Origin of the sequence: Phocaeicola sp. RTP21198st1_B8_RTP21198_201120 (assembly GCF_040929485.1) — a bacterium.
Taxonomy (GTDB): domain Bacteria; phylum Bacteroidota; class Bacteroidia; order Bacteroidales; family Bacteroidaceae; genus Phocaeicola; species Phocaeicola dorei.
Window position 1 is genome coordinate 17,238 of the sequence record NZ_JBCOCI010000024.1, and the last position, 25,593, is coordinate 42,830.

Below are 25,593 nucleotides of genomic sequence, written 5' to 3' on the forward strand. Positions count from 1 at the left end.
TCTTCGTAGCCAATAACAAATTGCTAACCTAAATAAACAACAAGATGAAATTATTGGCTCTGTGTGCGGCGGGGATAGGCTTGATGCTGTGCGCCTCGTGTACAAACAACAAACATTTAATCAGTGATGAGGCTGAACGTGCCGCTGTTCAGCAGGATTTTGAGGCACGGCGTGATACGCTGACCCAAGGTAACCTCTTCCAGGTATTTGAACAACCCATGAGCGATGAACAGAAGGAGGCGATGACTTTCCTTTACGCCTATATGCCCTTGGCGGATATAGCGGACCATCCCGGTGAATTCTATCTGGAAAATGTGGACTACGCCTTCAAGGCGCGTGAGGAGATGCCATGGGGAAAAGTGGTTCCCGAACGAGAGTTCCGCCACTTTGTATTGCCCATCCGCGTAAACAACGAGAATCTGGACGACAGCCGTAAGGTATTCTACGAGGAGCTGAAGGACAGAGTGAAAAACCTTTCTTTATATGATGCCGTGCTGGAAGTGAACCACTGGTGTCATGAAAAGGTGATTTATACCCCCTCTGATGCCCGTACCAGTAGTCCGCTGGCTTCCGTAAAGACAGCCTACGGACGTTGTGGCGAGGAATCTACGTTCACGGTAGCTGCCTTGCGTTCGGTAGGTATTCCTGCCCGTCAGGTATATACGCCGCGTTGGGCACATACCGACGACAATCATGCCTGGGTGGAAGCTTGGGTAGATGGCAAATGGTACTTCCTGGGTGCTTGCGAGCCCGAACCGGTACTGAATCTGGGTTGGTTCAACGCTCCCGCTTCACGGGGTATGCTGATGCACACCAAGGTGTTCGGACGTTATAACGGACCGGAAGAAGTGATGTACCGCACTCCCCGTTATACGGAAATCAATGTGATTGACAACTATGCTCCCACGGCAAAAGCCGATGTGACCATCGTGGATGCGGACGGCAAACCGGTGGCTGACGCCAAAGTGGAATTCAAAGTGTATAACTATGCCGAATTTTATACCGTAGCTTCCAAACAGACGGATGCGGACGGTAAGACGTTCCTGACCGCCGGAAAAGGGGATATGCTGGTATGGGCTTCCAAAGATGGAAAATTCGGTTATTCCAAACTGTCTTTCGGACAGGACAATGCCTTGACCGTGAAGCTGGACAAAACGGCCGGCGAGGCTTATACACTGGATATGGATATCATTCCTCCGATGGAAGGCGCCAATATGCCCGAAGTGACTCCCGAACAACGTGCGGAGAACAATCGCCGCATGGCTTTGGAGGACTCTATCCGCAATGCCTACGTGGCTACATTCATGACGGATGAATCGGCTCGCAATTTCGCTAAAGAATACCAGCTGGATGAGGATGCCGTTGCCAAATTGCTGGTGGCATCACGTGGCAACTACGAAACCATCCGTGACTTTATGGCCCGTCTCCGTTCGGACAAGTCAAAGAAGGGCGGCATTGACCTGCTTCAGCAGATTTCTGCCAAAGACCTTCGTGATGTAAGCTCCGAAGTGTTGATAGACCACATGATGAATTCACACTTGTGCGCCAATGCTGATTATTTCCGCAGATTTGTGCGTAATCCGCGCGTGAGCAACGAAATGATTACTCCGTATAAAGGGTTCTTTGAGAAAGCAGTGCCCGAACAGGATCGTGAGGCTTACCTTGCCGATCCGATGAAGCTGGTTGCATGGGTTGCCGGGAATATCCGTGTGGACAAGGATTGCAACCTGGGCGGCTCGCCAATCACTCCGGAAGGGGTGTGGAAGGCCCGTACAGCCGATGCGCACAGCCGTGATATCTTCTTTGTATCCATGGCACGCAGCATGGGTATTCCTGCACGTATAGACGAAGTGACGGGAAAAGTGCAGTTGATAGGCGATGAAGGTGCTATTGATGTGAATTTCGAAGCAATGGAACAGGCCAGTGCACTTACCGGCAAGTTTATTGCCAGATATACGCCGATCAAGTCTTTGGCTGATCCGAAGTATTATTCTCATTTCTCTATTTCCAGACTGACTCCTGCCGGAACTTTGAAATTGCTGAATTATGATGAAGGCGATATTGATATGGGTGGCGGCGCTACTTGGGCTAATCTGTTGAAGAACGGAACGGCACTGGATGCCGGCAATTATGTGATGGTGACCGGTACTCGTCTGGCTAACGGCGGCGTATTGTCCCAGCTGACTTTCTTTACCATCAAGCCGGGAGAAACGACTACGGTGGACTTGGTGATGCGTGAAAGTAAGGATGATATTCAGGTGATCGGTAATTTCAATTCAGAATCTACTTATAAACCGATGGATAGCGATGAACTGAAGTCCATTCTTGCCACTACAGGACGTGGTTACTACATTGTAGCCGTACTGGGCGCCGGACAAGAACCTACCAACCATGCATTGCGCGATATTGCGGCATTGGGCAAGGACTTTGATGAATGGGGCAGAGGAATCGTGCTGTTGTTCCCCAATGAGGAGCAGTACAAGAAGTTCCGTCCGCAGGAATTCCCGGGATTACCGGCTACCATTACTTACGGTATTGATGTGGACGGTTCCATCCAGAAGCAGATTGCAGAAGGCATGAAGTTGTCTAACAAGACTATCTTGCCTATGTTTATCATTGGTGATACCTTTAACCGGGTGGTATTCGTGTCACAAGGATATACCATCGGGCTGGGTGAGCAGCTGATGAAGGTGATACATAAGTTGTAGAATCCGGTATAAACAAAAAGTAACGCGGATATTCAGCTTGAAACCCTGAATATCCGCGTTTAATATGATAATAACGTTTATGCTTGCTTATTACTTGTCATCATCCAAATCATCATCGTCATCGTCCCAGTCATCCTCTTTCTTTGATTTCTTGGGGTTGAGGCTTTTGTTTTTCTTTTCCAGTGCTTTGTCGTTTTCGTCTTTCAATGCCAGTTCGGACAAGGCGGCTTTTACTTTGTTGGGGTCAGTAACATCCTTCAGATACTCTTCTATCTTTACAGTACCTCCCATAGATACTTTTGAGTTACGATAAATCATGCCGCTGTCTACGCTGCTCCGTCCGGAGAAATGAAATTCCGAAGTTCCGGTTTCTTCGGCAATCTTACGGATATTACCGGCATTCACACCGCATCCCGGCATGATGATGATTCGTCCGTCGGCCAGTTCTACCAATTCTTTTAAAAGAGGGATACCCTTTTCGGCGGTCGCTTCTTGTCCGGAAGTAAGGACCCGGTCGATACCCAGGCCGATAATCTGTTCCAAGGCCTCCTTGGGATTGCTGCACATATCAAAAGCGCGGTGGAAGGTGACACTCATCTCGCCTACCGCATTCATCAGTTTCTGCATCAAGGGTACATCGACATTGCCTTCTGCGGTAAGACATCCGAACACCACACCGTCCGCACCCAACTGACGTGCCACTTTAATATCATGCAACATGATTTCTTGCTCGATGGGAGAATATAGGAAATCTCCGCCACGGGGACGGATAATGACATGTAGTTTTGTTTGGTTCAATAATTGGCGTGCCATACGGATTTCGCCAAAAGACGGGGTTGTTCCGCCTTCCGGAATACCTGCACATAGTTCTACACGATAAGCACCGGCTTGTTGTGCCTTCACAGCACTTTCCACGGAGTTGGCGCAAATCTCGATTTTTGATTTGTTACTCATAAAGTTATTTAATAGTTAATTCAATCACATAACTAACGTCATCGGGCGCTTTGGGCTGTTTCAGCAATTTTCTTTCAATCTCTCCGCTAGGGGACCATAAATGGTTTCTCTGCATGAGTTCATCCATTGGCCCAGTTCTTTACGGATGACTTTGTTCTTCATAATATATGAATTTGTCTGTGCAAAGATAGGCATAATGTAAGAGTGTGAGAAATATTTAGCGGAAAATTTTTTTAGTTAAAAAGCCGGTACTTCTCTCGGGGTGAGAGAAATATCGGCTTTCTGTCAGAATAGAATATATTATTGCACGTGGATGCGGTGCCCGTTGAATACGTTCATGCCCAGTTTGTTCATAATATATTTGATGGCAAGCTGCGCTTTTACGGAGTTGCCGGCATCGTCCAAAGGAGGCGCGAAGGCCGAAATACCCATTACACCCGGCATCACACCCATCACACCGCCTCCTACGCCGGTCTTGGCAGGGATTCCTGAGGTATAAAGCCAGTCGCCTGTGTGCTGGTAGAAACCTACGGTAGCTATCATGGAGGTGATTTTCGGGGCGAGGGCCTTGTCGAACACTTGTTTGTTCGTATTCGGGTTCAATCCTTCGTTGGCGATGGTGGCTCCGCAGATGGACAATTGTTCCGCGGTGATGCCCATAGAGCACTGACGGGTGTAGAGGTCAAGCGACATATCAGGATCATCGTAGATACGGTTATAATTTTTCAATAACCAGGCGATGGAACGATTGTTGAAATTTGTTGCAGACTCCGATTTGTACAATTCGTCAATCAGTTGCGGGGCACTTCCGCATAGTTCGGTCATATTGTCTACGATGGCTTTCCACTTGCCGTCGCTGTTGCCTAGGGGTTGTACCATGCTGTCTGCCGAGATGGCCCCGGCGTTTACCAGTGGGGTGGAAGGGTGGTCGTTTTCCAACAGGATAGCCATGATGGAGTTGAACGGCAGTCCGGTAGCGTCGGCGCCAATCATTTCGAGCACCTTGGGGGCGCCGTATTGGCGGAGTACCAGGATGGCGGTCAGCACCTTGGAAACGGACTCGATACCGAAACGGTACTGAGAGTCACCCAGTTGGATGATTTCTCCGTTCATCAGACAGATACTGATTCCGAACAGTTTGGGATCAATATTTGCCAGATAAGGAATGTAGTCGGCGTTCTTACCGTCTGTATTGTCTTTATACAGATTGTAGGCCTCTTGTGCAGCATCCTTTATTTGCTGGATAGTTATAGTTCTTTCCATAAATTAATTTGATTGAAGTAACCATCCACCTTAACGGCGGATGGTTGCATTATTGTTATTTATGCTTATTTTTTAGCGGCGTTGCTATGGGCATTGTGAGTAAACACAGTACCTTTTACAGCGATATTCTTGTCTTGGGCGATGCGGGTAGGAGTGGGATATTCCAGTTTCTCGAACTCGCTGATGGCATTCTTGATGTCGTTCAACAACATATCCGCCATGTCACGGCTGAATCCCTGACGTACCACAACACGCATAACCACATAATTTTGAATGTTTTCCGGCAAGGTGTAGGCAGGAACCATCCATCCGCTTTGTTGTAATTTAGCCTGTAAATCGTACAGAGTCCATTTGGCATTCTTTGCGTATTCGGGTTTCATGTACCAGATGAACAAAGGATTTACCACTTTGTCGCTGTAGTTTACGAACGGAGCCATCTTGGCTATTTCGCTGTGAATGTACTTGGTGATTTCCATGGAATTGTATTGGATGGCTTTGTATCCTTGGAATCCCAGACGGATAAACTGATAGTATTGGCCTAGAATCTGTGCGGCGGGGCGGCTGAAGTTCAAACCAACCTGTGTGATGTTCGCACCCAGATAATTGACACTGAATGACATGGCATCCGGAAGGTATTTCTTGTCTTTCCATACTACCCATCCCAGTCCCGGATAAACCAGTCCGAACTTGTGGCCGGAAGTGCTGATGGAAAGAACCCATTTCAAACGGAAGTCCCATTTCGTTTCGGGGCTGAGGAACGGCAGGATGAAGCCACCGGTTGCGGCATCTACGTGGATAGGAATTTCATAACCTGTCTTGGCGTTGTAGGCATCCAGCGCTTTGTCCAATGCTTCCACGTCATCGTTCAGACCTGTCCATGTCACACCTTGGATAGGAACAATACAGATGGTGTTCTCGTCACACATCTTTAAGGCTTCTTCGGGGTCCAGGGTGGTCTTGTCCAGAGTAAGAGGTACTTGGCGCATCTCAATCTGCCAAAGTTGGGCGAATTTCTCCCATACAACCTGGAAACCGCTTGAAATGACGAAGTTAGGTTTGTCGGTCGGTTTGCCCTGGGCTTTACGCCTGTCTCTCCAGCGCAACCAGGCAGCTACACCACCCAGCATACAAGCCTCGCTGGAGCCGATGGCCAACGCTCCTGATTTCCATTTTGCCTGTTCGGGGGAATTCCATAGGTTGGCCATGATGTTGATACATTTGGCATTCATCACGGCGATACGCGGGTACTCTGTTTCATCAATATAGTTGATGTTGATAGCTTCGTTCATCAATTTGGTAGCATAATCGTCCATATAGGTGGTAACGAAAGTAGCCAGATTAAGACGAGGCTGGGTTTGGGCGAATGTTTCGTCTTTAACCATTTGATAAGCAATCTGCGGAGTGGTAGGTTCCATGGGAATGGTGTCTACCGGAGCAGGTTGCAGCATTTCGTTTGAACCAAACACGGCTGTTTTTGCGTCACCGTCTCTTAAATCACAATTACAATCTTTCATTTTTACTTAAAGTTTAGGTTAGTAATACAATGAAGAACGTGGGAGTTTCCCGCGTTTTTCTCCCTCAACATAGGGGTTGGTGAAAAGTTCCTTGATTTTATGTTTTTTAATGTAAGTAGGGGGAATACAAAAAAACGATGGGAATCATTGTACTATGAACGAAAAAGAGATACCTTTGTTTATACATAAAATCATTGGATGCCCGTATCCGATATTTTAGGGGTATGTAATTAAACAATAAGAAGGAAATATGAAGAAGCGTTATCCCATCGGCATTCAGAATTTTGATAAACTGCGTTTAGGAAATTAACATAGGCGTAAACTTTGACACTACCCGGCATAATATTTTGGAATGGAAAGTAAAGGAATAAACGATATGTCGCTTTGAACCAAACGTCTTTTGCCTTGTTGTGTATCTCATACAATAAATTACTACAAGTATGAAAGTACAGACAGGGCAGGGGACTATTCCCCTCATTACTTTAATAGGTATATTTTCCATTTCGGCATTAAATGCATTGCCGGGATTGGCGGTTTCTCCCATTTTGGGCGATTTGAATAAAATCTTTCCGTCTGCTACAGACTTGGAAATCCAGATGCTGTCCTCGTTGCCGTCACTTCTTATTATTCCTTTTATCTTGTTGTCGGGTAAGCTGACAGAGAAAGTGAACAACCTCTTGCTGCTGCAAATCGGCCTGACCATCTTTGGGGTGAGTGGTATCCTTTATCTGCTCTCCAATAAGATGTGGCAACTGATAGCCATCAGTGCCATGTTGGGGATAGGGTCCGGGTTGATTGTTCCGCTTTCCACCGGATTGATATCCCGTTATTTTGTGGGAGCTTACCGTACGAAACAGTTCGGTTACAGTTCTGCCATAACCAATATCACCTTGGTACTGGCCACTACATTGACTGGCTATCTGGCGGAAGTGAACTGGCATTTGCCGTTTTTGGTTTATCTGTTTCCTTTTATATCCATTTTTCTTACTCATTATCTGAAGAAAGACCTCTCCAGTTATCATCCGTCTGATGATATTCCGTCTGATACCGCCAAAGAAATGGGCAAGAGGGGAATGAATGTCAAGGCCTTAATCAAGCTGATGGCTTTTTACGGTCTGGCTACTTATCTGGTAATCATTATCAGTTTCAACCTTCCTTTTCTGATGGAAGAGTACGGGCTTTCCAGTGGCAGGGCAGGAATATTGATTTCCTTGTTTTTCCTTGCTATCATGGCGCCGGGCTTTGTGCTGAACAGGATAGTGCAAGTGTTGGGGCGTCGCATCTATATGGTTTGTTTGTTGATGATAGCTTGTGGGATGGGAATTATTTTGCTCAGCCGTTCTGAGATATTGATTGCTTTGGGGTGTGTCCTGAACGGTCTTTCATACGGTATCATCCAGCCGTTGATTTATGATAAGACTTCTGATGTGGCCGTACCTCATAAGGTGACATTGGCACTTGCCTTTGTGATGGCTATGAATTATGTGGCTATCCTGCTTTGTCCTTTTATTGTAGATGCAGTACAGAGCTTGTTTCATTCTGACTCGCAGACTTTTGCTTTCTGGCTCAATTTGATGGTGGCGCTGATGGCCATGTTTGTGGTGATGAAGCAAGAAAAGTTGAGTTTATAAGAAAAATACCCACGTAATAACAGCATGAAGTATGAATAAACAAGTTGAAGCAAACCTTAGCATGGTTGTCTCCAAAGCGTTGGGAGGCTTTAATATGAACGCGTTGAAATATCTTTTACCTTTATGGATAGCTCCTGTGACAGGGGTTACGTTCCGATTGGTATTTGGGGCCGCCGCTTTTTGGCTTATTGATATATTTTGCAAACCCGAAAACTCCACTATTCGTCAGAAATGGCAGCTTTTTATGTTAGGGGCTTTAGGTATTTACGGATATATGTTTTTTTATCTGCTGGGTATCAGTAAGACCACTCCGGTTTCCAGTTCCATTTTTGTCAGTTTGGAGCCTATATGGGTATTCATTATTGCTGTATTGTTTTATAAGGAAAAAGTAACTTGGATGAAAGTGCTTGGTATTGGAATGGGGTTGGGAGGAGCTATTCTTTGCATTTCTACACAACCTAGTGACGATCTTGCCTCTAATGCTCCGTTAGGTAATTTAATGTGTTTGGTCAGTTCGCTGGTTTATGCCGTCTATCTTGTTCTCAGCAATCGTCTGTTAAAAGGGGTGGGAAATATGACGATGTTGAAATATACCTTTTTAGGGGCGGCTGTCATGGCTGTTATTGTCAATACAATTTACGGCTTTGATGCTCCTATACTGAGAATGTCACTTTTCTCTACTCCTATGTTGGTCTTGCTTTTTGTTTTGGTATTCCCTACCACTATTAGTTATTTACTACTTCCCCTCGGGTTGAAATATCTGAAAACTACATTGGTAGCTATTTATGGATATTTAATTTTGATTGTTGCTACGGTGACCTCTTTTATTTTGGGGCAGGATCGCTTCTCATGGACGCAGTTGGCGGCGATTGTTCTTATTTGTGCCAGTGTTTATCTGGTAGAGGTGGCCGAGAGTAAAAGTGAAAAACAGATTATATCGAAATCCAGATAAGACACCGGGAAAAAAGTATAAGACCCTAAGAAAAAAATTATCGCGGTGTGTAATGTAAAGAAACTTACCGGCAAATGAATGAGCGAAAAAAAAGAATGCAACTTTACATCGAAAGCGAGTGTAAGGAATCAATTTTATTTGTAGCTTTGCACCCAATTAAAAAACAAGAGTGTTATACCTATGCTACAATTAGATGCAATATACAAGGCGGCTCATGTCCTGAAAGAGGTTGTCCGTCGCACTGATTTGATTTATGCTCCTCAGATAAATCCTGAGAGTACAGTTTATCTGAAGCCCGAAAACCTGCAATTCACAGGATCGTTTAAAGTGCGTGGTGCTTATTACAAGATTTCCCAATTGTCTGATGAAGAAAAGGCGAGAGGTGTGATAGCCTGTTCTGCCGGTAATCATGCGCAAGGGGTGGCATTGGCTGCCACTAAGTGTGGCATCAAGTCGTTGATTTGTCTTCCAGAGGGAGCACCTATATCTAAAGTTGAGGCTACGAAGCATTATGGGGCGGAAGTTTGTTTGGTTCCGGGAGTCTATGATGATGCTTATCAGAAAGCTCTGCAATTACGTGATGAAAAGGGATATACTTTTGTTCATCCCTTTGATGACGAGAATGTGATAGCCGGACAAGGTACTATCGGTTTGGAGTTATTGGAGGAAATGCCGGATGTGGAGGTAGTCATTGTCCCCATTGGTGGGGGCGGACTGATTTCGGGAGTGGCTTATGCGTTGAAGGCTTTGAAACCGTCTGTCAAGGTATATGGTGTACAGGCGTTGGGTGCGGCCAGTATGGCAAATTCTATTCTTCATTCGCGTATTGAGCGTCTTCACTCTGTTTCCACTTTTGCCGATGGAATCGCGGTGAAAGAGCCGGGAACAAATACTTTTGACTTGGTTAATCAGTATGTGGACGGAATTGTAACTGTGACCGAGGATGAGATTGCCGCAGCTATTCTGGCATTGATAGAACGCCAGCGGATTGTTGCAGAGGGGGCGGGAGCTGTGTCCGTTGCTGCAGCCATGTTCAATAAGGTACCGGTAAAGGGTAAGAAAACTGTTTGCCTGGTGTCTGGAGGTAATATTGATGTGACGATATTGAGCCGTGTCATCAGTCGCGGTATGGCAAAGTCGGGACGTACCTATGCAGTAACTTTGGACTTGATAGACAAACCGGGGCAGCTGTTGGGAGTCAGCAAAATTATCGCAGAGCAGGGAGGAAATGTAATTTCTGTACATCATGAGCGAAATAGTGAGAGTGCAGATGTCACCGGATGTGCCCTTCGTGTCGTTATGGAAACCAGAAACGAGGAACATATAGCATCCATTCGTCAAAAACTCTTGGATGCAGGCTATGTGATAATGAAATAAATTATATACTTTACAAGTAGAAAGGGGGGAATTTAAAATTTTCCTCCCTTTCTTGTTTCTAATTTTAATTTCTCCACACAAAAAATCGATTTTTATAGTGAAAATATCATTTTATACTTCTTAGAATCCAATTAAAATCGTACATTTGCCGCAGTTTTGTAATGTAGAGTTTGCAAAAATGACCGATATAATCAAACATCGTGGTATTGTGGAAAACATTGAAGGTTCTCATGTGCGGGTGAGAATCGTACAAACTTCTGCCTGTTCGGCTTGTAGTGTGAAAGGGCATTGCAATGCATCTGAAAGTAAAGAGAAACTGATTGATGTTTTTGACATGAAGGCATCTTCTTACCGCATAGGTGAGGAGGTGATGATTTATGGTACCACTTCCATGGGGATGCAAGCCGTATTGCTGGCTTTTGGTATCCCTTTCTTGGTATTGCTGATTACTTTATTTATTTCCATGCGTTTTACGGGGGGGGATGAGTTAAGGTCGGCGCTTGTTGCTTTGTCAGCCTTGCTCCCGTATTACCTTATCATATATGTATGCAGGAATAAGTTGAGCAAGAAGTTTTCATTTACGCTTGAACCAATAAAAAATAATTAATAAATAACTAACTAAAATTTATGGATTTAATTCTGGTTGCAGTAATTTCGTTGGGAGCGATTGGCTTGATTGCCGCGGTAATCTTGTATGCCGCTTCTAAGAAGTTTGCTGTGTATGAAGATCCGCGGATTGCCAAGGTGAGCGAAGTGCTTCCTCAGGCGAATTGCGGTGGATGTGGTTATCCCGGTTGCTCTGGTTTTGCTGGTGCCTGCGTGAAGGCTGCCGATGCCGGTTCGCTGGAGGGTAAGTTATGTCCGGTTGGTGGTGCTCCGGTAATGGAGAAAGTAGCTGCCATTTTGGGATTGGAAGCCGTTGCTGCCGAACCGAAAGTTGCGGTGGTAAGATGTAACGGTAGTTGTGAAAATCGCCCTCGTACTGCTCTGTATGACGGAGCTAAATCGTGTGCCATCGCTCATGCCACTTCAGGTGGTGAGACGGGTTGTACATTCGGTTGTCTGGGTTGTGGTGATTGTGTGGAAGCGTGTCAGTTTGATGCTATTCACATGAATCCTGAAACCGGCCTTCCGGAAGTGGACGAAGAAAAATGTACAGCTTGTGGGGCTTGTAGCAAAGCTTGTCCGCGTAAGATCATTGAAATTCGTCCGAAAGGAAAGAACAACCGCCGCGTAGTGGTGATGTGTGTGAACAAGGATAAGGGAGCTGTTGCCAACAAGGCTTGCAAGGCTAGTTGTATTGGTTGTGGAAAGTGTGTGAAAGTGTGTCCGTTCGAAGCCATTACGTTAGAGAATAATTTGGCATACATTGATCCGGCTAAGTGTAAATCTTGCCGTAAATGTGAATCGGAATGTCCGAAAGGGGCTATCCAAGCTATTAATTTCCCGCCACGTAAACCGAAGGTAGAAGTGCCGGCTGGTGAGGCTGCTGCAAAACCTGCTGCAAAAGTAGAGGCTTCAAAGGTGGAAACTCCGGAAGCGGTGAAAGCTGACGCTCCGAAAGCGGAAGCATAATCAAAATTCAAAGTAAGTAAAAATTAAAAAGATATAACAGTGAAGACATTTAGAATTGGTGGAGTACATCCAGCAGAAAATAAATTGTCAGCAGGCAAAGCCATTGAAACCCTTGCACTTCCTAAGCAAGCGGTATTTCCTTTGTCACAGCATATCGGTGCTCCTGCTACTGCCATCGTGAAAAAAGGCGATGTGGTGAAGGTAGGTACGAAGATTGCTGAGGCGGGTGGCTTTGTTTCAGCAGCCATCTTCTCGTCTGTATCCGGTAAAGTGAACAAGGTAGACGCCGTAATCGATGCAAGCGGTTACCGCAAGCCGGCTATCTTTATCGATGTGGATGGTGACGAATGGGAAGAATCAATAGACCGCAGTTCGACATTGGTGAAAGAGTGTGCTCTCACACCCGAAGAAATCGTTGCTAAAGTGAAAAATGCAGGTGTAGTAGGTATGGGCGGTGCTTGTTTCCCTACTCATGTGAAACTTTCTCCTCCTCCGGGCTGCAAGGCGGAATGTGTAATTATCAATGCTGTAGAGTGTGAGCCTTACCTCACTGCCGACCATCGTTTGATGTTGGAAAAGGCAGACGAAGTACTGGTGGGCGTAAGCATTCTGATGAAAGCTGCAAAAGTAACCAAGGGATATATCGGTATTGAAAATAATAAACCGGATGCTATTAAGTTGATGACTGAAAAAGCTGCTCAATATCCCGGTATAGAGGTGGTTCCCTTGCAAGTGAAATATCCGCAAGGTGGTGAGAAACAATTGATAGATGCTGTGATCGGTCGCCAGGTTCCTGCTCCTCCCGCTATTCCTATCAATGTGGGTGCGGTAGTTCAGAATGTAGGTACTGCATTTGCCGTTTATGAAGCCGTTCAGAAAAACAAACCTTTGTTTGAACGCATTGTAACCGTTACAGGTAAGTCTGTCAGAAATCCATCTAATTTTCTCACCCGTATGGGGACTCCGATGAGCCAGCTGATTGATGCGGCTGGCGGTTTGCCCGAAGATACGGGAAAAGTGATTGGTGGTGGTCCGATGATGGGTAAAGCACTGGTTAATACAGAAGTTCCTATTTGTAAAGGTAGTTCGGGTGTGCTGATTATGAATGATAAGGAAGCTGCCCGTGCGGAAGCTCAGCCCTGTATCCGCTGTGCCAAGTGTGTTAACGTGTGTCCCATGGGACTGGAGCCTTTCTTATTGGCAACACTTTCAGCTCATAAGGATTGGGAGAGAGTAGAGAAAGAAGATGTAATGTCGTGCATCGAGTGCGGTTCGTGTCAGTTTACATGTCCGTCTCATCGTTATTTGCTGGACTATATCCGTTTGGGTAAGGGCACAGTAGGCGGTATTATCCGTGCACGTAATGCTAAAAAATAATTCGACAAAATAGTATGGCTAATAAATTAATAGTATCATTATCGCCTCACGTTCATAGCGGTGACAGCATACAGAAGAATATGTATGGTGTACTCATTGCGTTGATACCTGCGTTGCTGGTGTCATTTTATATGTTCGGACTGGGCGCCGTGGTGGTGACCTTGACCTCGGTTGCCGCTTGTGTATTCTTCGAATGGGCGATTACCAAGTTTATTTTGAAGAGAGAACGCTCTACCATCTGTGATGGTTCGGCTATTATAACCGGTGTGTTGCTGGCATTCAATCTGCCTTCCAACTTGCCGCTTTGGATTATTATCATCGGTGCGTTGGTGGCAATCGGTGTGGGCAAGATGACTTTCGGCGGATTGGGTTGTAATCCTTTTAATCCTGCGTTGGTAGGTCGTATCTTCTTGCTGATTTCTTTTCCTGTGCAGATGACTTCATGGCCGTTGGTTCAACAATGGGGAAGTTATACCGATGCTGAAACCGGTGCTACTCCGCTGGCATTGATGAAAATGGCTGTAAAGGGTGATGTAAATGCTTTAGGTCAGTTGCCCGATACATTAAGTCTGTTTCTGGGTAATAACCCGGGTTCGCTAGGTGAGGTGAGTGCATTGGCTTTATTGCTTGGCCTGGGATATATGCTATGGAAAAAGATTATTTCCTGGCATATTCCTGTATCTATTCTGGTGACTGTATTTGTATTTGCCGGTCTGATGCATTTGGTTGATCCGGTGGCTTACGCATCTCCGTTGGCTCACTTGTTTACAGGTGGTTTGATGTTGGGTGCTATTTTCATGGCAACCGACTATGTTACTTCGCCTATGACTCATAAAGGTATGATTATATACGGTGTGGCTATCGGTTTCCTGACCGTGGTTATCCGTTTGTTCGGTGCATATCCCGAAGGTATGTCTTTCGCTATATTCATTATGAACGCATTCACTCCGTTAATCAATACTTATTGTAAACCTAAAAGATTCGGGGAGGTAGTGAAGAAATGAAAAAACTAGAATCATCTTTGAAAAACATGGTTATCGTACTGACGGCGATTACTGTGATTGCAACCGGACTTTTGGCTTATGTCAACCAACTGACTGCCGGTCCTATTGCTGAGGCTAATGCAAAAGCTTTGAGTGACGCTATTGCAGTTGTAGTTCCGGGGTTTGATAACAATCCTGCGGAAGCTCCTGAAACTATAGAATTGGATGGTGCTACTTATAAAATATATAAGGCAACCAAGGGTGGCGAATTTATTGGTGCTGCCGTAGAATCTTCTGCCAATGGTTTTGGTGGCGCTTTGAGTGTGCTGGTAGGTTTTGACAAAGAGGGAAATATCATAGACTATTCTTTGTTGAGCCATGCTGAGACTCCGGGCTTGGGGTCAAAGGCGGCTGATTGGTTTAAGAAAGGTGCAAAAGGCGACATTACCGGTATGAATCCGGGACAGGGAGCATTGGTGGTAAATAAGGATGGTGGTCAGATAGATGCTATCACAGCTTCTACCATCACTACACGTGCTTTTCTAAAAGCTGTGAACAATGCTTATGCAGCATATAGTGGTCAGAATGTGGATGGCGCTAGTGGTGCAACTCAGCAAGTGTCTGAAACTGTTGCCGAAAATGCTACTGCCTGCGATGCTCAATGTGAAGGAAACGAGGCATGTAAGCAGGTTTGTGACTCTACAGCCTGCAAGACTGTTTGTAGCGATAAATGTGATCCTGCTAACTGCGATAAGGCAGACTGCAAAAAAGTAGAATGTCCCAAGCAAGATTGTAAAAATAAAAAATAAGGAAGGAGCAGACTATGAATAATTTTAAAGTATTGATGAACGGGATTGTAAAAGAGAATCCCACGTTTGTACTCCTTTTGGGTATGTGTCCTACATTAGGAACAACATCTTCTGCCATCAATGGTATGGGGATGGGATTGGCTACGGCTTTTGTATTAATCTGTTCTAATGTTGTAATTTCGGCCATTAAGAATTTGATACCTGATATGGTGCGCATTCCGGCCTTTGTTGTGGTTATTGCATCATTCGTAACCTTGTTGCAGATGATTATGCAGGCATATGTGCCGGCACTTTATGCTACTTTGGGCTTGTTCATCCCATTGATCGTAGTAAACTGTATTCTGCTGGGACGTGCCGAAGCTTTTGCAGCAAAGAACGGCCCCGTGCCTTCATTCTTCGACGGACTGGGTATGGGACTCGGATTTACTCTTGCATTGACTATCCTTGGTGGTGTACGTGAGTTCCTAGGCACAGGCAAGTTGTTTGATATCGCTATCATGCCTGAGCAATACGGAATGTTGATTTTCGTTCTCGCACCGGGAGCCTTCATTGCATTGGGATACCTTATTGCGATTGTGAATAAACTGAAGAAAGCATAACCCGTAAAAAGTAAGAATATGGAATATATATTGATATTTATCACCGCTATATTTGTGAACAACATTGTGTTGTCACAATTCTTGGGTATCTGCCCGTTCCTCGGTGTATCCAAAAAAGTTGAGACAGCTACGGGTATGGGTGCGGCTGTTGCATTCGTGCTTACCATCGCTACCATTGTTACCTATCTTATCCAGAAATTTGTACTCGATGCTTTCGGGTTGGAATATTTGCAGACCATTGCGTTTATCCTTGTCATTGCAGCATTGGTACAGATGGTGGAAATCATATTGAAGAAAGTGTCTCCTGCCCTTTATCAGGCATTAGGAGTATTCCTTCCGTTGATAACCACTAACTGCTGTATTTTGGGTGTAGCTATCTTGGTCATTCAGAAAGATTTTGATTTGTTGACTGGCGTGGTTTACGCCTTCTCTACAGCTCTTGGTTTTGCTTTGGCTATGGTATTGTTTGCAGGTATCCGTGAACAATTAAGTTTGGTGAATATACCTAAAGGAATGCAGGGAATGGCTATCGCATTGGTTACTGCCGGTCTGCTGGCAATGGCATTCATGGGATTTTCAGGTGTAGACAAAGGTTTGGGTGTTCTGTTTGGAATAGAATAGTTCACTTCATCGTTAAAATAAACCGATTCAGAAGTCCGGAGCACAGCTTCGGACTTTTTTATTAGAAAGAAATCCATTGTTCTTGTCCGTAAATTCAATTTTTATGCTTATTTTTGCATTAGAATTAATAGAGAGATTAAATGGCTATGACCTTGATTGTACTCGCGGCCACTATGGGGAATAAATATGGTGGATTGAAACAGCTGGAGGGAATAGGTCCTAATGGCGAAACAATATTAGATTTTTCCATATATGATGCCGTAAGAGTCGGATTTAATAAGATCGTATTTGTCATAAGCAGACATTTTGAACAAGAATTCAAGAAACTGGTATCAGGCAAATATGAACATGTGGTAGAAGTGGAGTATGTTTATCAGGATGTGGAAACGATTCCTGAAGAAAAGCGTAATCCGAAACGCAAAGCACTGTACGGCTCGGTAAGAGCTGTTTTGATGGGAGAAGAGTTGATTGACTCTCCATTCGGTGTGATAAATGCCGTGAACTTTTACCAAAGAGAAAGTTTTGAATTGTTATATGATAATCTGGTGATGTTGGGAGAAGCTGACTACCATAGTTTCAATATTTGCTACAGGCTGAGAAATGTATTGGCGGAAAGCGGAGGGGTTACCCGTGGTATTTGTGAAGTGAATGAAAAGGGATATCTGTTGTCCGTTACAGACCGTGTAGGAGTAGAACGGATAAGTGGAAATCCGATGTATCCTAATGAATTACATAAATGGGTAGCTTTGGATGACAACAGCTTGGTTTCAATGAATATGTGGGGATTTACTCCGCAGGTATTTGGTGAGATGAAGAAGGCGTTCGATAAGTTTATAGATGAGAATGGAATGGATATGAAAGCTCATTATTCTATTCCGGCTTTTATGAATGAGCGTATTGCTGACGGAGTTAGGGTGAAAGTGATTGAGACACCTGCCAGATGGATGGGGTTGGTATCGCATGATGACAAGATACAAGTCCTGCTTCGTATCAATGATATGATACGAAAAGGGATTTACCCGTCGAAGTTGTTTTGAACCTATTAGAAAACGACAGAATATTAAGTATTATGAAAGAAAGAATTTTAGTAACAGGAGGAACCGGCTACATCGGTTCTCATACGGTAGTAGAGCTGCAAAATAGCGGTTACGACGTAGTGATTGTGGACAATTTGTCCAATTCAAGCGCCGATGTGGTAGATAATATAGAAAAGGTTTCAGGAATCCGTCCTGCATTTGAAAAGTTGGATTGCTTGGATTTTGAGGGAATGGACAAGCTGTTTACTAAATATCCGGGCATAAAAGGTATTATTCATTTTGCGGCTAGCAAGGCTGTGGGTGAATCGGTACAAAAACCGTTGTTGTATTATCGCAATAACTTGGTTTCATTGATTAACCTGTTGGAGTTAATGCCGAAACATGGAGTAGAAGGTATTATTTTTTCATCATCATGTACGGTGTATGGTCAGCCCGATGTTCTTCCTGTAACGGAAGAGGCTCCGATTAAGAAGGCTGAGTCTCCGTATGGTAATACAAAACAGATCAATGAAGAAATTATTCGTGATACAGTTGCTTCGGGATCGCCTATTAATGCTATTATGTTGCGTTACTTTAATCCTATTGGCGCACATCCCACTGCATTAATAGGTGAATTACCTAATGGTGTTCCACAAAACTTGTTACCCTACGTTACTCAGACAGCAATGGGTATTCGTGAAAAACTGAGTGTGTTTGGGGATGATTATGATACACCGGACGGTTCTTGCATCCGTGACTATATATATGTAGTGGATTTGGCGAAGGCTCACGTTATCGCAATGGATCGCATTTTGAATAACAAGCAGAAGGAGAAGGTGGAAGTCTTTAATATTGGAACGGGTAAAGGCGTTTCTGTATTGGAACTGATCAATACATTTGAAAAAGCTACCGGTGTGAAACTTAATTATCAGATCGTGGGTCGTCGTGCCGGAGATATTGAGAAGGTATGGGCTAATCCTGACTTCGCTAATAAGGAGTTGGGATGGAAGGCAGAAGCCAATTTGGAGGACACTCTACGTTCAGCTTGGAACTGGCAGTTGAAGCTAAGAGAAAGAGGAATTCAATAAGAATTAAGATATTTTTAGAAAGACCGATGAACAAAGGACGCTAGTGTGGCGTTTTATAGATGCAAATAACCTGAAACCCCTCTTGGATATGTGAATACCTGATTGGCGGTAGTTATGTTACTCAAAACATAGAGCAGGCTAAAAAATTGCATAGTAGTTTTGTCGTGTTTTATTTTGTGTTTGTGTTGTGGCTGTTCTCCGACGTGAGTCGGGGGACAGTTTTTTTTGACTATTTAGTTGTTTTTTAGTTATTTATGGCTATATTTGCCGAAAATAATCACGCACTACTTTATGAAAACAAAATTTTGGATCATCTGCTTATCAGTTTTCTTTGTGTCTTGCTTGCGTAATATGCATGATATATACACGGGGGGAGGGGAAGAAGGGGAGGAAAAAATCAATAAAGACGATTTTTTTGATTTTACTACTGTCCGTAATAGTCAACTTATTATTGATTATGGTATGAAAGTACAGACTGCTTTTTATCTGTATGATGAATATCCTATGGAATTAGTTGAAAATACTTGGGAGTTTAAAGATATAAATCCCATTTATGCTGCTTCGACTGATATGAATGGTAGATTTTTTTCAAAAGTATCTTTGCCGGCTTATTTGAAAAAGGTATGGCTGGTAACTGATAATGTGTTGGTCGTATCACCTGTTGAATTGGAATTACTATCTGACGGACTAACCTTTAATTATGTTGATTATAAGGCACAACTGTCTGCCGATGGGCGTTCTAGAGCAGTAATGAGAGGAGTGAGTTATCCTGACGGATATGATGTATTGGGTAATTGGAATGAAAATGGGGTTCCTGATTATTTGTTGCCTGAAAAGTTGGATATACCTGGTGCTTTTTTAGAGAGATGCAGTAATTTAAGCCGTTCTATAGTAGTAGATAATCGTAATTTGTTGGAAAGATTTCCGGAACTGCGTACTTCAGGGAGTAATGATATGGTAATAACTAAATCTACAGGTTTGGTAGCGACTTATTTTAATTTCTCGTCTACTACGTGGGAGGATATGGTTGCTTATTATACTTATAAAGAAGGAGAGTCCGTGGACATGGCTACCATAAAAAAGACCATCCTGATTCCTCGTTCCAGTAGGAATGCTCCTAAATCTTTAGTCGGTGAGCAAATAAAACTAAAATATTGGAATAAGGAACAAAGCAAGTATGAAGATGAATTCCCCCAAGGCACTCATATTGGATGGATTTTATTGGGAATGGGATTTGGAAAAGAAAAGGGTGTTTTTCCTCGTTATTCTAATCCTGCATATAACGATAATAAAGAGCAACGTTCAGTTTTGTTAAGTGATCCGGAACTGGACAATTGTTTCTTTATGGCTATGGAAGATAATGTGGACATGCGTTTTAATGATGTACAGTTTGCTATTATGGCATCTGCTTCTTCTTCTGTAGAACCTACTCCTAATATACCGGATGAAGTAAATAAGGGTGAAATTTCGTATGTAGTCAAAGGGTCTTTGGCTTATGAGGACAATTGGCCTGATAAGAATGATTATGATATGAATGATGTTGTGATATATTATTCCAGTACAGTTGTAAAAGATAAATCTTCTAACGCATTGGTGCGCACCACTACTACTTTTACTCCGATGAATGATGGTGCTACTTATACAAATGGGTTTGGTTTCCAGTTGGATTACGTAGGGAAGGAGCATATTGATTTGGTGCAGGTGAGTCAAGAAGGTAATGTGATCGGAAAAAACTTTGAGCCGGGAATAGAAAAGCCTGTATTAATACTTTTTTCTGATATAAAGCCTGTTCTCAAAAAGCCTGTGACTGTAGTGATCGGATTTAAAAAATATGATAAAGTAAGCGATATGGATGCTTATCCGCCTTACAATTCTTTCATTTTTGTGAATAAACGTTCTCATGAAGTACATTTGTCAGGCTATAAGCCGACAAGCGTAGCTGATGAGAGTTTACGTGGTACGGGTAGTGATTTGAGTCAAGATTCCAATGGTACCCCAATGTATTATATAGCAGAAGATAATATGCCTTTCGCTATAAATATCAGTAACAGTGAATTTAGATGGCCTTCAGAGAAGGTGTCTATTACCACCTATTATCCCGAGTTTAAACAGTGGAGAGATTCTTTTGGTGCGGATTATAAAGATTGGTATTTACACCCCAAAGAATAATAAAGGGTGAAAAGTACTGTTGTTTTTGATAAATCAGATTAACAGGACTTTTTACTTGAAAAAATGTCACCTTTTGAAGCCAAGTGATTCAATCTTTTTGTACTTTTGCGGACAATATGATTTTATAAAGGAAAACTCACATGGATTCAGTCTTTATTACGACGCGTAAGCAACGGGTTATCAGAGAACTAAGGGATTATATGTTGATTGCTCTTGGTATGCTGATGTATGCTATCGGATGGACCGTCTTTTTGTTACCTAATGACCTTCCTTCAGGTGCGGTGCCAGGTATTGCTTCTATTGTTTATTGGGCTACCGGTTTGCCGGTTCAGTACACCTATTTGGGAATAAACGGAGTATTGTTGATACTTTCTTTGGTTATTTTGGGATGGAAGTTTAGTGTGAAAACCATCTATGCTGTATTTGTGCTGACTTCTATTCTGCCTATCATACAGGATTTGACAGGGGGAGAGTCTTTAATACATGATCAACCTTTCATGGCTTGTGTCTTGGGAGCCTTTTTCTGCGGAGGTGGTATTGGTGTCGCTTTTTCTGCCAATGGTAGCACAGGAGGTACGGATATTATAGCTGCTATTGTCAATAAGTATCGTGATATTACTTTGGGCCGGGTTATTTTGATGTGTGATTTGGTTATTATCTCTTCCAGTTATTTTGTATTGCATGATTGGGAGAAGGTGGTATATGGATATGTTGTCTTGTTTATATCCAGCTTTGTCTTGGATCAGGTGGTAAATAGTGCTCGTCAGTCAGTGCAATTCTTTATCATTTCGAAGAAGCATGAAGAAATAGGGCATCGCATAAATAAAGATCTTCATCGAGGGGTGACGTTCATTGACGGAGTAGGTTGTTATACCGGTGCGGGTGTGAAAATGATGTTTGTGCTGGCAAAAAAACGTGAGTCTACTACTATATTCCGTTTGATAAAAGATATCGATCCGAACGCATTTGTATCACAAAGTGCTGTCATTGGTGTATTTGGAGAAGGCTTTGATAGAATAAAGGTGAAATAAGAGTTCCGAAGTTAAAAAATAGAATAAGGGCGTTCTGAATGGACGCCTTTTTTTATGTCTGTTTTTTGAATGAACTTCAAAGGATATAAGACTTTGTTAACTGAGTAAACTTTCATAATGTAAGTTTGTTGTCTGTTTTGCAGCAATAAACATGTATAAAATAATATTTTAAAATTATATCAGATTATATTTTGATATCAAAATGTTAGTTTATACCTTTGCTATATAAAATAAGAAATGATAAACTAATAAATAACCTGATCATGGAAACAAAACTTACAGAAGAAACCCGAGTAGAAAGTGATTTAATTGGTGCCCGCGAAATTCCGGCCAGTGCATTGTATGGTGTGCAAACTCTAAGAGGCATAGAAAATTTCCCAATTAGTAAATTTCATCTAAATGAATATCCGTTGTTTATTAACGGTCTTGCCATTACGAAAATGGCAGCTGCAATGGCTAACTATGAGTTAGGTTTATTAACTAAAGAACAAAAAGATGCCATAGTATTGGCGTGTCAGGAAATCTTAAATGGTGAGCATCATGAGCAATTCCCGGTGGATATGATTCAGGGAGGTGCCGGTACTTCTACCAATATGAATGCTAATGAAGTCATTGCTAACCGTGCTTTGGAGATTATGGGACACAAACGTGGCGAGTATCAATATTGCTCTCCTAATGACCATGTGAACTGCTCACAATCAACGAATGATGCTTATCCCACTGCAATCCATATTGGTATGTATTATTCTCATCTTCGTTTTCTTCCTTATTTGGAATCGCTGATTGGTGCATTCCATAAGAAAGGAGAGGAGTTTGCACATATCATCAAAATGGGGCGTACTCAGTTGGAAGATGCCGTACCTATGACTTTAGGTCAGACATTCAATGGTTTTGCCAGTATATTGAGAGACGAAATTCGTCATTTGAATGAAGCGGCGGCAGACTTCCTGACAGTAAATATGGGTGCTACCGCTATTGGTACAGGCATTTGTGCGGAACCGGGATATGCAGAAAAATGTGTGGAAGCATTGTGTGAAATTACAGGTTTTGATTTCAAATTGTCGTCAGATTTGGTAGGAGCTACTTCAGATACTTCCTGCTTGGTAGGTTATGCTTCAGCTTTAAAAAGGGTAGCCGTAAAAGTAAATAAAATATGTAATGATTTACGTTTGCTGGCCAGTGGACCGCGTTGTGGTTTAGGAGAATTCAACCTTCCGGCTATGCAACCGGGATCTTCTATAATGCCAGGTAAGGTGAATCCGGTGATTCCTGAAGTGATGAATCAGATTTGTTATAAAGTAATAGGTAACGAACTATGCGTGACTATGGCTGGCGAAGCTGCTCAAATGGAACTGAATGCTATGGAACCGGTGATGGCACAGTGTTGTTTTGAATCTGTAGATTTAATGGTCAATGGTTTTGAAACCCTGCGTACACGTTGTGTAGAAGGTATTACTGCTAATGCGGAACGCTGCAAGATTGAAGTGCATAACAGTATTGGTGTAGTAACCGCATTGAATCCGATTATTGGTTATAAAAATTCTACAAAGATTGCAAAAGAAGCGTTGGAAACAGGTAGAAGTGTCTATGAACTGGTCTTGGAACATGGTATTTTAAATAAGGAAGAGTTGGATACAATTCTAAGTCCGGAGAACATGTTGAAACCGGTAAAATTGGATATTAAGCCTAGAAGATAAATTTATTTCACCACAGACTACAGGAAAGTAAAGAACTTGTTTTATGAAGCCGGCTTCAATATTTGTAAAGCCGGCTCCATGAGTGGTGGCACTAGTTTTATTCCTGCCGATAAATTAATTTCTAGAAATCCGGCATAGTGTTTTGTCACCGCTATAGCGTATAAATTGTTTTTTCATATTTTATCAGCAGATAGTTTGCGTAGTCTGTGGTATACTTTTTTAGAACTTTCTGAATGTGAGGCGTGCATAATCAGATTTCAGAATTAGTTTCTTGCCTGTTGCTTTTTCCACTTTAAGATGATTAATAGCTTGATTAAGTCCGAAAGGTTTCAATTCATTCAGTGTCGTTAGTTTTTCTTCATCTCCCCGGTGGCGGAATTCACTCATGGTTACCTCATCTCCTTTATAAGAGAAACGTCCGATATGAGTGCCTCCATTTCCACCTTTGGCACTGATTTCCACCAAATGTAACTGGATACTATAATAAATGCGGTTACATTCTTCTATTTTTCCATTAGTATATTCTATAGTCATTAATTGCCATCTGCCATCTAATTTGCCATTGATGGGAGCTTTGTCACAACTGCTGATTCCCAGCATAAAGAGTATGAATAATAATATTTGTTTCATATGTTGATTGGGTTGACAGTTAAAACTTTTATTTATTGCCTGATTTGATAATTCCTTGTTTGCGGATAACCAGCATTCCACCATAATTATTTCCAAGCATGCTGCCGCGATCCATAGCTCCGGATACAGTGAAACTCCATCCTTTCAGTTGTTGTGGAGCATAAGTTACTTCAAACAAAGAGTTGAATTGTTTCTTTATTTCATTCAGAGGATTATCATAAGTACCCCAATGACGGGAGTAGGAGAGTAGCATACGATAACTCAGCGATTGGCAGGGGGAACCGCAGAATCCTATGTGATGTGCCAGTACACGGTTGCTGATAAAAGTAATCTGTCCATTCTTGTTGTAAATAGGTCCGGGAAGTAGAGGATTGCCTATTCCCATTCCCCAATGCTGCCATCCTTGATAGAGGTAATGATTGTAATAATTATCTTTAGCACTGATTTGCTCTTCAAACTCCCCCCAAAAGGAATCATACAGCATAGGTCCGGTTTGATCCTTTGTTCCTAATCCTTCGTATACAAAAGTATCAATGAAGCGGTTTTTTGGAAAAGTTATTTCCAGTCCGATGTGTCCGTCTTTCCAGCGTCCGTATTGGAAAAACATTTGGGAGTGATCGTCGAAATAATGTTCATAATAGATTTTTACCTTCCACTGGTTAAGATAAGCTGTTGCGGCAAAATTCCAACTACCGACATGGTTTCCGTAGATGTTTACTTGTTCGCCTTCGGGTGTGGTATCATCTCCAGCCATAGGAACCAATACGCGCATAAAGTCAACAAACCGGGTAGGCATATCTATTACAGGCTCTTTTTGTCCTGCAATATATTGGTCTCCGCCGAATTGAGCGGACATTTGTATTCCTCCTTCAAATTCTACCGGAAAATGTTCTTTGTTTCCTACTTTGGCGAAAAGCGATTTACTGTGGTAAAGTACATCAATGGCATATTTGTTACCTATGGAAGTGAAATGTTCCTGCCATTTGTCATCAGTAAAACGTCCATAGGCTATGTGTCCTTTCAAATAAAGCCATTTATGGGTACCTGGTATGGCTACATAATAGGGAACTTCCAAGCGTACTTGGGGAATGGGGCGGGCATTATTTGATTCTACCATGCCTCCACTGCTTAACTTGGAATTCTTTAATTCGGGCAAGCGTTCTTTACTGCCGATGCTCAGGTTCAACCATCGGTAGCTAAGGTCTGCATAGGCCTGTTGGATGATGAATGAGGAGGTGAAATTGTAGGCGGTTGCCAAATCCAGTCCTGCACTGAAGCCGAAATGTTGGTTTAATGGCATTGTGTGTGCAATTCCTGCCCGTAAATAACCATTTTCAGTATTGACAGAAGATAAACCTTGCCTATTGGCAGTAAGCCACATAGGTGCGTAAGTTCCTTTACCCGATGTTCCTCCCATCTCAACGGTATATTCTGTTTTGACAGGGAATTGGGCATTGATGTGCTGCGTAATGGATATTAACAGACATAGTAATAAGAATAGTTGTATTTTCTTCATTTAGTTTATGTGTTTTGGTTTAGTGTAAAGTTTGCTAAAACGAAGCAGATTTATCAGTCTGCCATCCTGAACTTTTGTGAAAG

Annotated in this window: 21 protein-coding genes; 16 read left to right on the forward strand and 5 right to left on the reverse strand. The window is 42.9% G+C overall.

Annotated elements, in window-relative coordinates; genetic code table 11:
* Nucleotides 1-44: 44 nt before the first annotated feature.
* Nucleotides 45-2,708 carry a transglutaminase domain-containing protein gene (locus tag AB5935_RS11195; RefSeq protein ID WP_007832526.1) on the forward strand — a complete coding sequence of 888 codons (2,664 nt, stop codon included), beginning with the start codon at nt 45-47 and terminating at the stop codon, nt 2,706-2,708.
* 90 nt (nt 2,709-2,798) lie between these two features.
* Here AB5935_RS11195 and AB5935_RS11200 read toward each other — a convergent pair whose 3' ends face one another.
* From AB5935_RS11200 to AB5935_RS11210, 3 genes are all read right to left on the reverse strand, one after another.
* Entirely contained in the window at nt 2,799-3,662 is an 864-nt protein-coding gene (locus AB5935_RS11200) for a copper homeostasis protein CutC (protein ID WP_007832527.1), read from the reverse strand.
* A 300-nt stretch (nt 3,663-3,962) separates the two neighbouring features.
* On the reverse strand, nt 3,963-4,925 hold the full coding sequence (glsA, locus tag AB5935_RS11205; protein WP_007832529.1) for a glutaminase A: 963 nt from the start codon (nt 4,923-4,925) through the stop codon (nt 3,963-3,965).
* Between the two features lie 65 nt (nt 4,926-4,990).
* On the reverse strand, nt 4,991-6,439 hold the full coding sequence (locus AB5935_RS11210; RefSeq protein ID WP_007846513.1) for a glutamate decarboxylase: 1,449 nt from the start codon (nt 6,437-6,439) through the stop codon (nt 4,991-4,993).
* A gap of 440 nt (nt 6,440-6,879) precedes the next feature.
* On the opposite strand from AB5935_RS11210, the gene AB5935_RS11215 reads away from it, so the two are divergent.
* The 15 genes from AB5935_RS11215 to AB5935_RS11285 all read left to right on the forward strand — a co-directional run bounded on the left by AB5935_RS11215 (nt 6,880) and on the right by AB5935_RS11285 (nt 23,364).
* Nucleotides 6,880-8,070, forward strand: coding sequence for an MFS transporter (locus AB5935_RS11215; protein WP_007832534.1), 1,191 nt, complete (start codon nt 6,880-6,882; stop codon nt 8,068-8,070).
* A 31-nt stretch (nt 8,071-8,101) separates the two neighbouring features.
* The gene (locus AB5935_RS11220) at nt 8,102-9,022 is read left to right on the forward strand and encodes a DMT family transporter (protein WP_038610259.1); all 921 of its coding nucleotides are present in this window, start codon (nt 8,102-8,104) and stop codon (nt 9,020-9,022) included.
* Between the two features lie 180 nt (nt 9,023-9,202).
* Nucleotides 9,203-10,399 (forward strand): threonine ammonia-lyase, encoded by a 1,197-nt coding sequence (ilvA, locus tag AB5935_RS11225; protein ID WP_007832546.1) that lies wholly within the window; start codon nt 9,203-9,205, stop codon nt 10,397-10,399.
* A 178-nt stretch (nt 10,400-10,577) separates the two neighbouring features.
* Nucleotides 10,578-11,006, forward strand: a complete 429-nt coding sequence (locus AB5935_RS11230; RefSeq protein ID WP_007832548.1) for a SoxR reducing system RseC family protein — start codon at nt 10,578-10,580, stop codon at nt 11,004-11,006.
* A 20-nt stretch (nt 11,007-11,026) separates the two neighbouring features.
* Nucleotides 11,027-11,974: a Fe-S cluster domain-containing protein gene (locus AB5935_RS11235; protein ID WP_008671809.1), complete on the forward strand. Its 948-nt coding sequence runs from the start codon at nt 11,027-11,029 to the stop codon at nt 11,972-11,974.
* A 39-nt stretch (nt 11,975-12,013) separates the two neighbouring features.
* Nucleotides 12,014-13,351: an electron transport complex subunit RsxC gene (rsxC, locus tag AB5935_RS11240; protein WP_007832552.1), complete on the forward strand. Its 1,338-nt coding sequence runs from the start codon at nt 12,014-12,016 to the stop codon at nt 13,349-13,351.
* A gap of 14 nt (nt 13,352-13,365) precedes the next feature.
* On the forward strand, nt 13,366-14,355 hold the full coding sequence (locus tag AB5935_RS11245) for an RnfABCDGE type electron transport complex subunit D (RefSeq protein WP_007832554.1): 990 nt from the start codon (nt 13,366-13,368) through the stop codon (nt 14,353-14,355).
* The gene (locus AB5935_RS11250; protein ID WP_007832556.1) at nt 14,352-15,143 is read left to right on the forward strand and encodes an RnfABCDGE type electron transport complex subunit G; all 792 of its coding nucleotides are present in this window, start codon (nt 14,352-14,354) and stop codon (nt 15,141-15,143) included. Before AB5935_RS11245 ends, AB5935_RS11250 begins: the two co-directional genes overlap by 4 nt.
* Nucleotides 15,144-15,157: 14 nt before the next feature.
* Nucleotides 15,158-15,742 carry an electron transport complex subunit RsxE gene (gene rsxE / locus AB5935_RS11255; RefSeq protein WP_007846519.1) on the forward strand — a complete coding sequence of 195 codons (585 nt, stop codon included), beginning with the start codon at nt 15,158-15,160 and terminating at the stop codon, nt 15,740-15,742.
* Nucleotides 15,743-15,760: 18 nt separating this feature from the next.
* Entirely contained in the window at nt 15,761-16,363 is a 603-nt protein-coding gene (rsxA, locus tag AB5935_RS11260; RefSeq protein ID WP_005841506.1) for an electron transport complex subunit RsxA, read from the forward strand.
* 140 nt (nt 16,364-16,503) lie between these two features.
* Nucleotides 16,504-17,400: a hypothetical protein gene (locus tag AB5935_RS11265; protein ID WP_038610256.1), complete on the forward strand. Its 897-nt coding sequence runs from the start codon at nt 16,504-16,506 to the stop codon at nt 17,398-17,400.
* 32 nt (nt 17,401-17,432) lie between these two features.
* Nucleotides 17,433-18,467, forward strand: coding sequence for a UDP-glucose 4-epimerase GalE (gene galE / locus AB5935_RS11270; RefSeq protein ID WP_007832562.1), 1,035 nt, complete (start codon nt 17,433-17,435; stop codon nt 18,465-18,467).
* A 291-nt stretch (nt 18,468-18,758) separates the two neighbouring features.
* On the forward strand, nt 18,759-20,636 hold the full coding sequence (locus AB5935_RS11275; RefSeq protein ID WP_038610253.1) for an LruC domain-containing protein: 1,878 nt from the start codon (nt 18,759-18,761) through the stop codon (nt 20,634-20,636).
* Between the two features lie 140 nt (nt 20,637-20,776).
* The gene (locus AB5935_RS11280) at nt 20,777-21,667 is read left to right on the forward strand and encodes a YitT family protein (RefSeq protein ID WP_007832566.1); all 891 of its coding nucleotides are present in this window, start codon (nt 20,777-20,779) and stop codon (nt 21,665-21,667) included.
* A 263-nt stretch (nt 21,668-21,930) separates the two neighbouring features.
* Nucleotides 21,931-23,364, forward strand: a complete 1,434-nt coding sequence (locus AB5935_RS11285) for an aspartate ammonia-lyase (protein WP_007832567.1) — start codon at nt 21,931-21,933, stop codon at nt 23,362-23,364.
* 219 nt (nt 23,365-23,583) lie between these two features.
* On the opposite strand, the gene AB5935_RS11290 is transcribed toward AB5935_RS11285, so the two are convergent.
* Nucleotides 23,584-23,964 (reverse strand): lipocalin-like domain-containing protein, encoded by a 381-nt coding sequence (locus AB5935_RS11290; RefSeq protein WP_005851610.1) that lies wholly within the window; start codon nt 23,962-23,964, stop codon nt 23,584-23,586.
* 58 nt (nt 23,965-24,022) lie between these two features.
* On the reverse strand, nt 24,023-25,510 hold the full coding sequence (locus AB5935_RS11295; RefSeq protein ID WP_368327430.1) for a capsule assembly Wzi family protein: 1,488 nt from the start codon (nt 25,508-25,510) through the stop codon (nt 24,023-24,025).
* Nucleotides 25,511-25,593 lie beyond the last annotated feature (83 nt).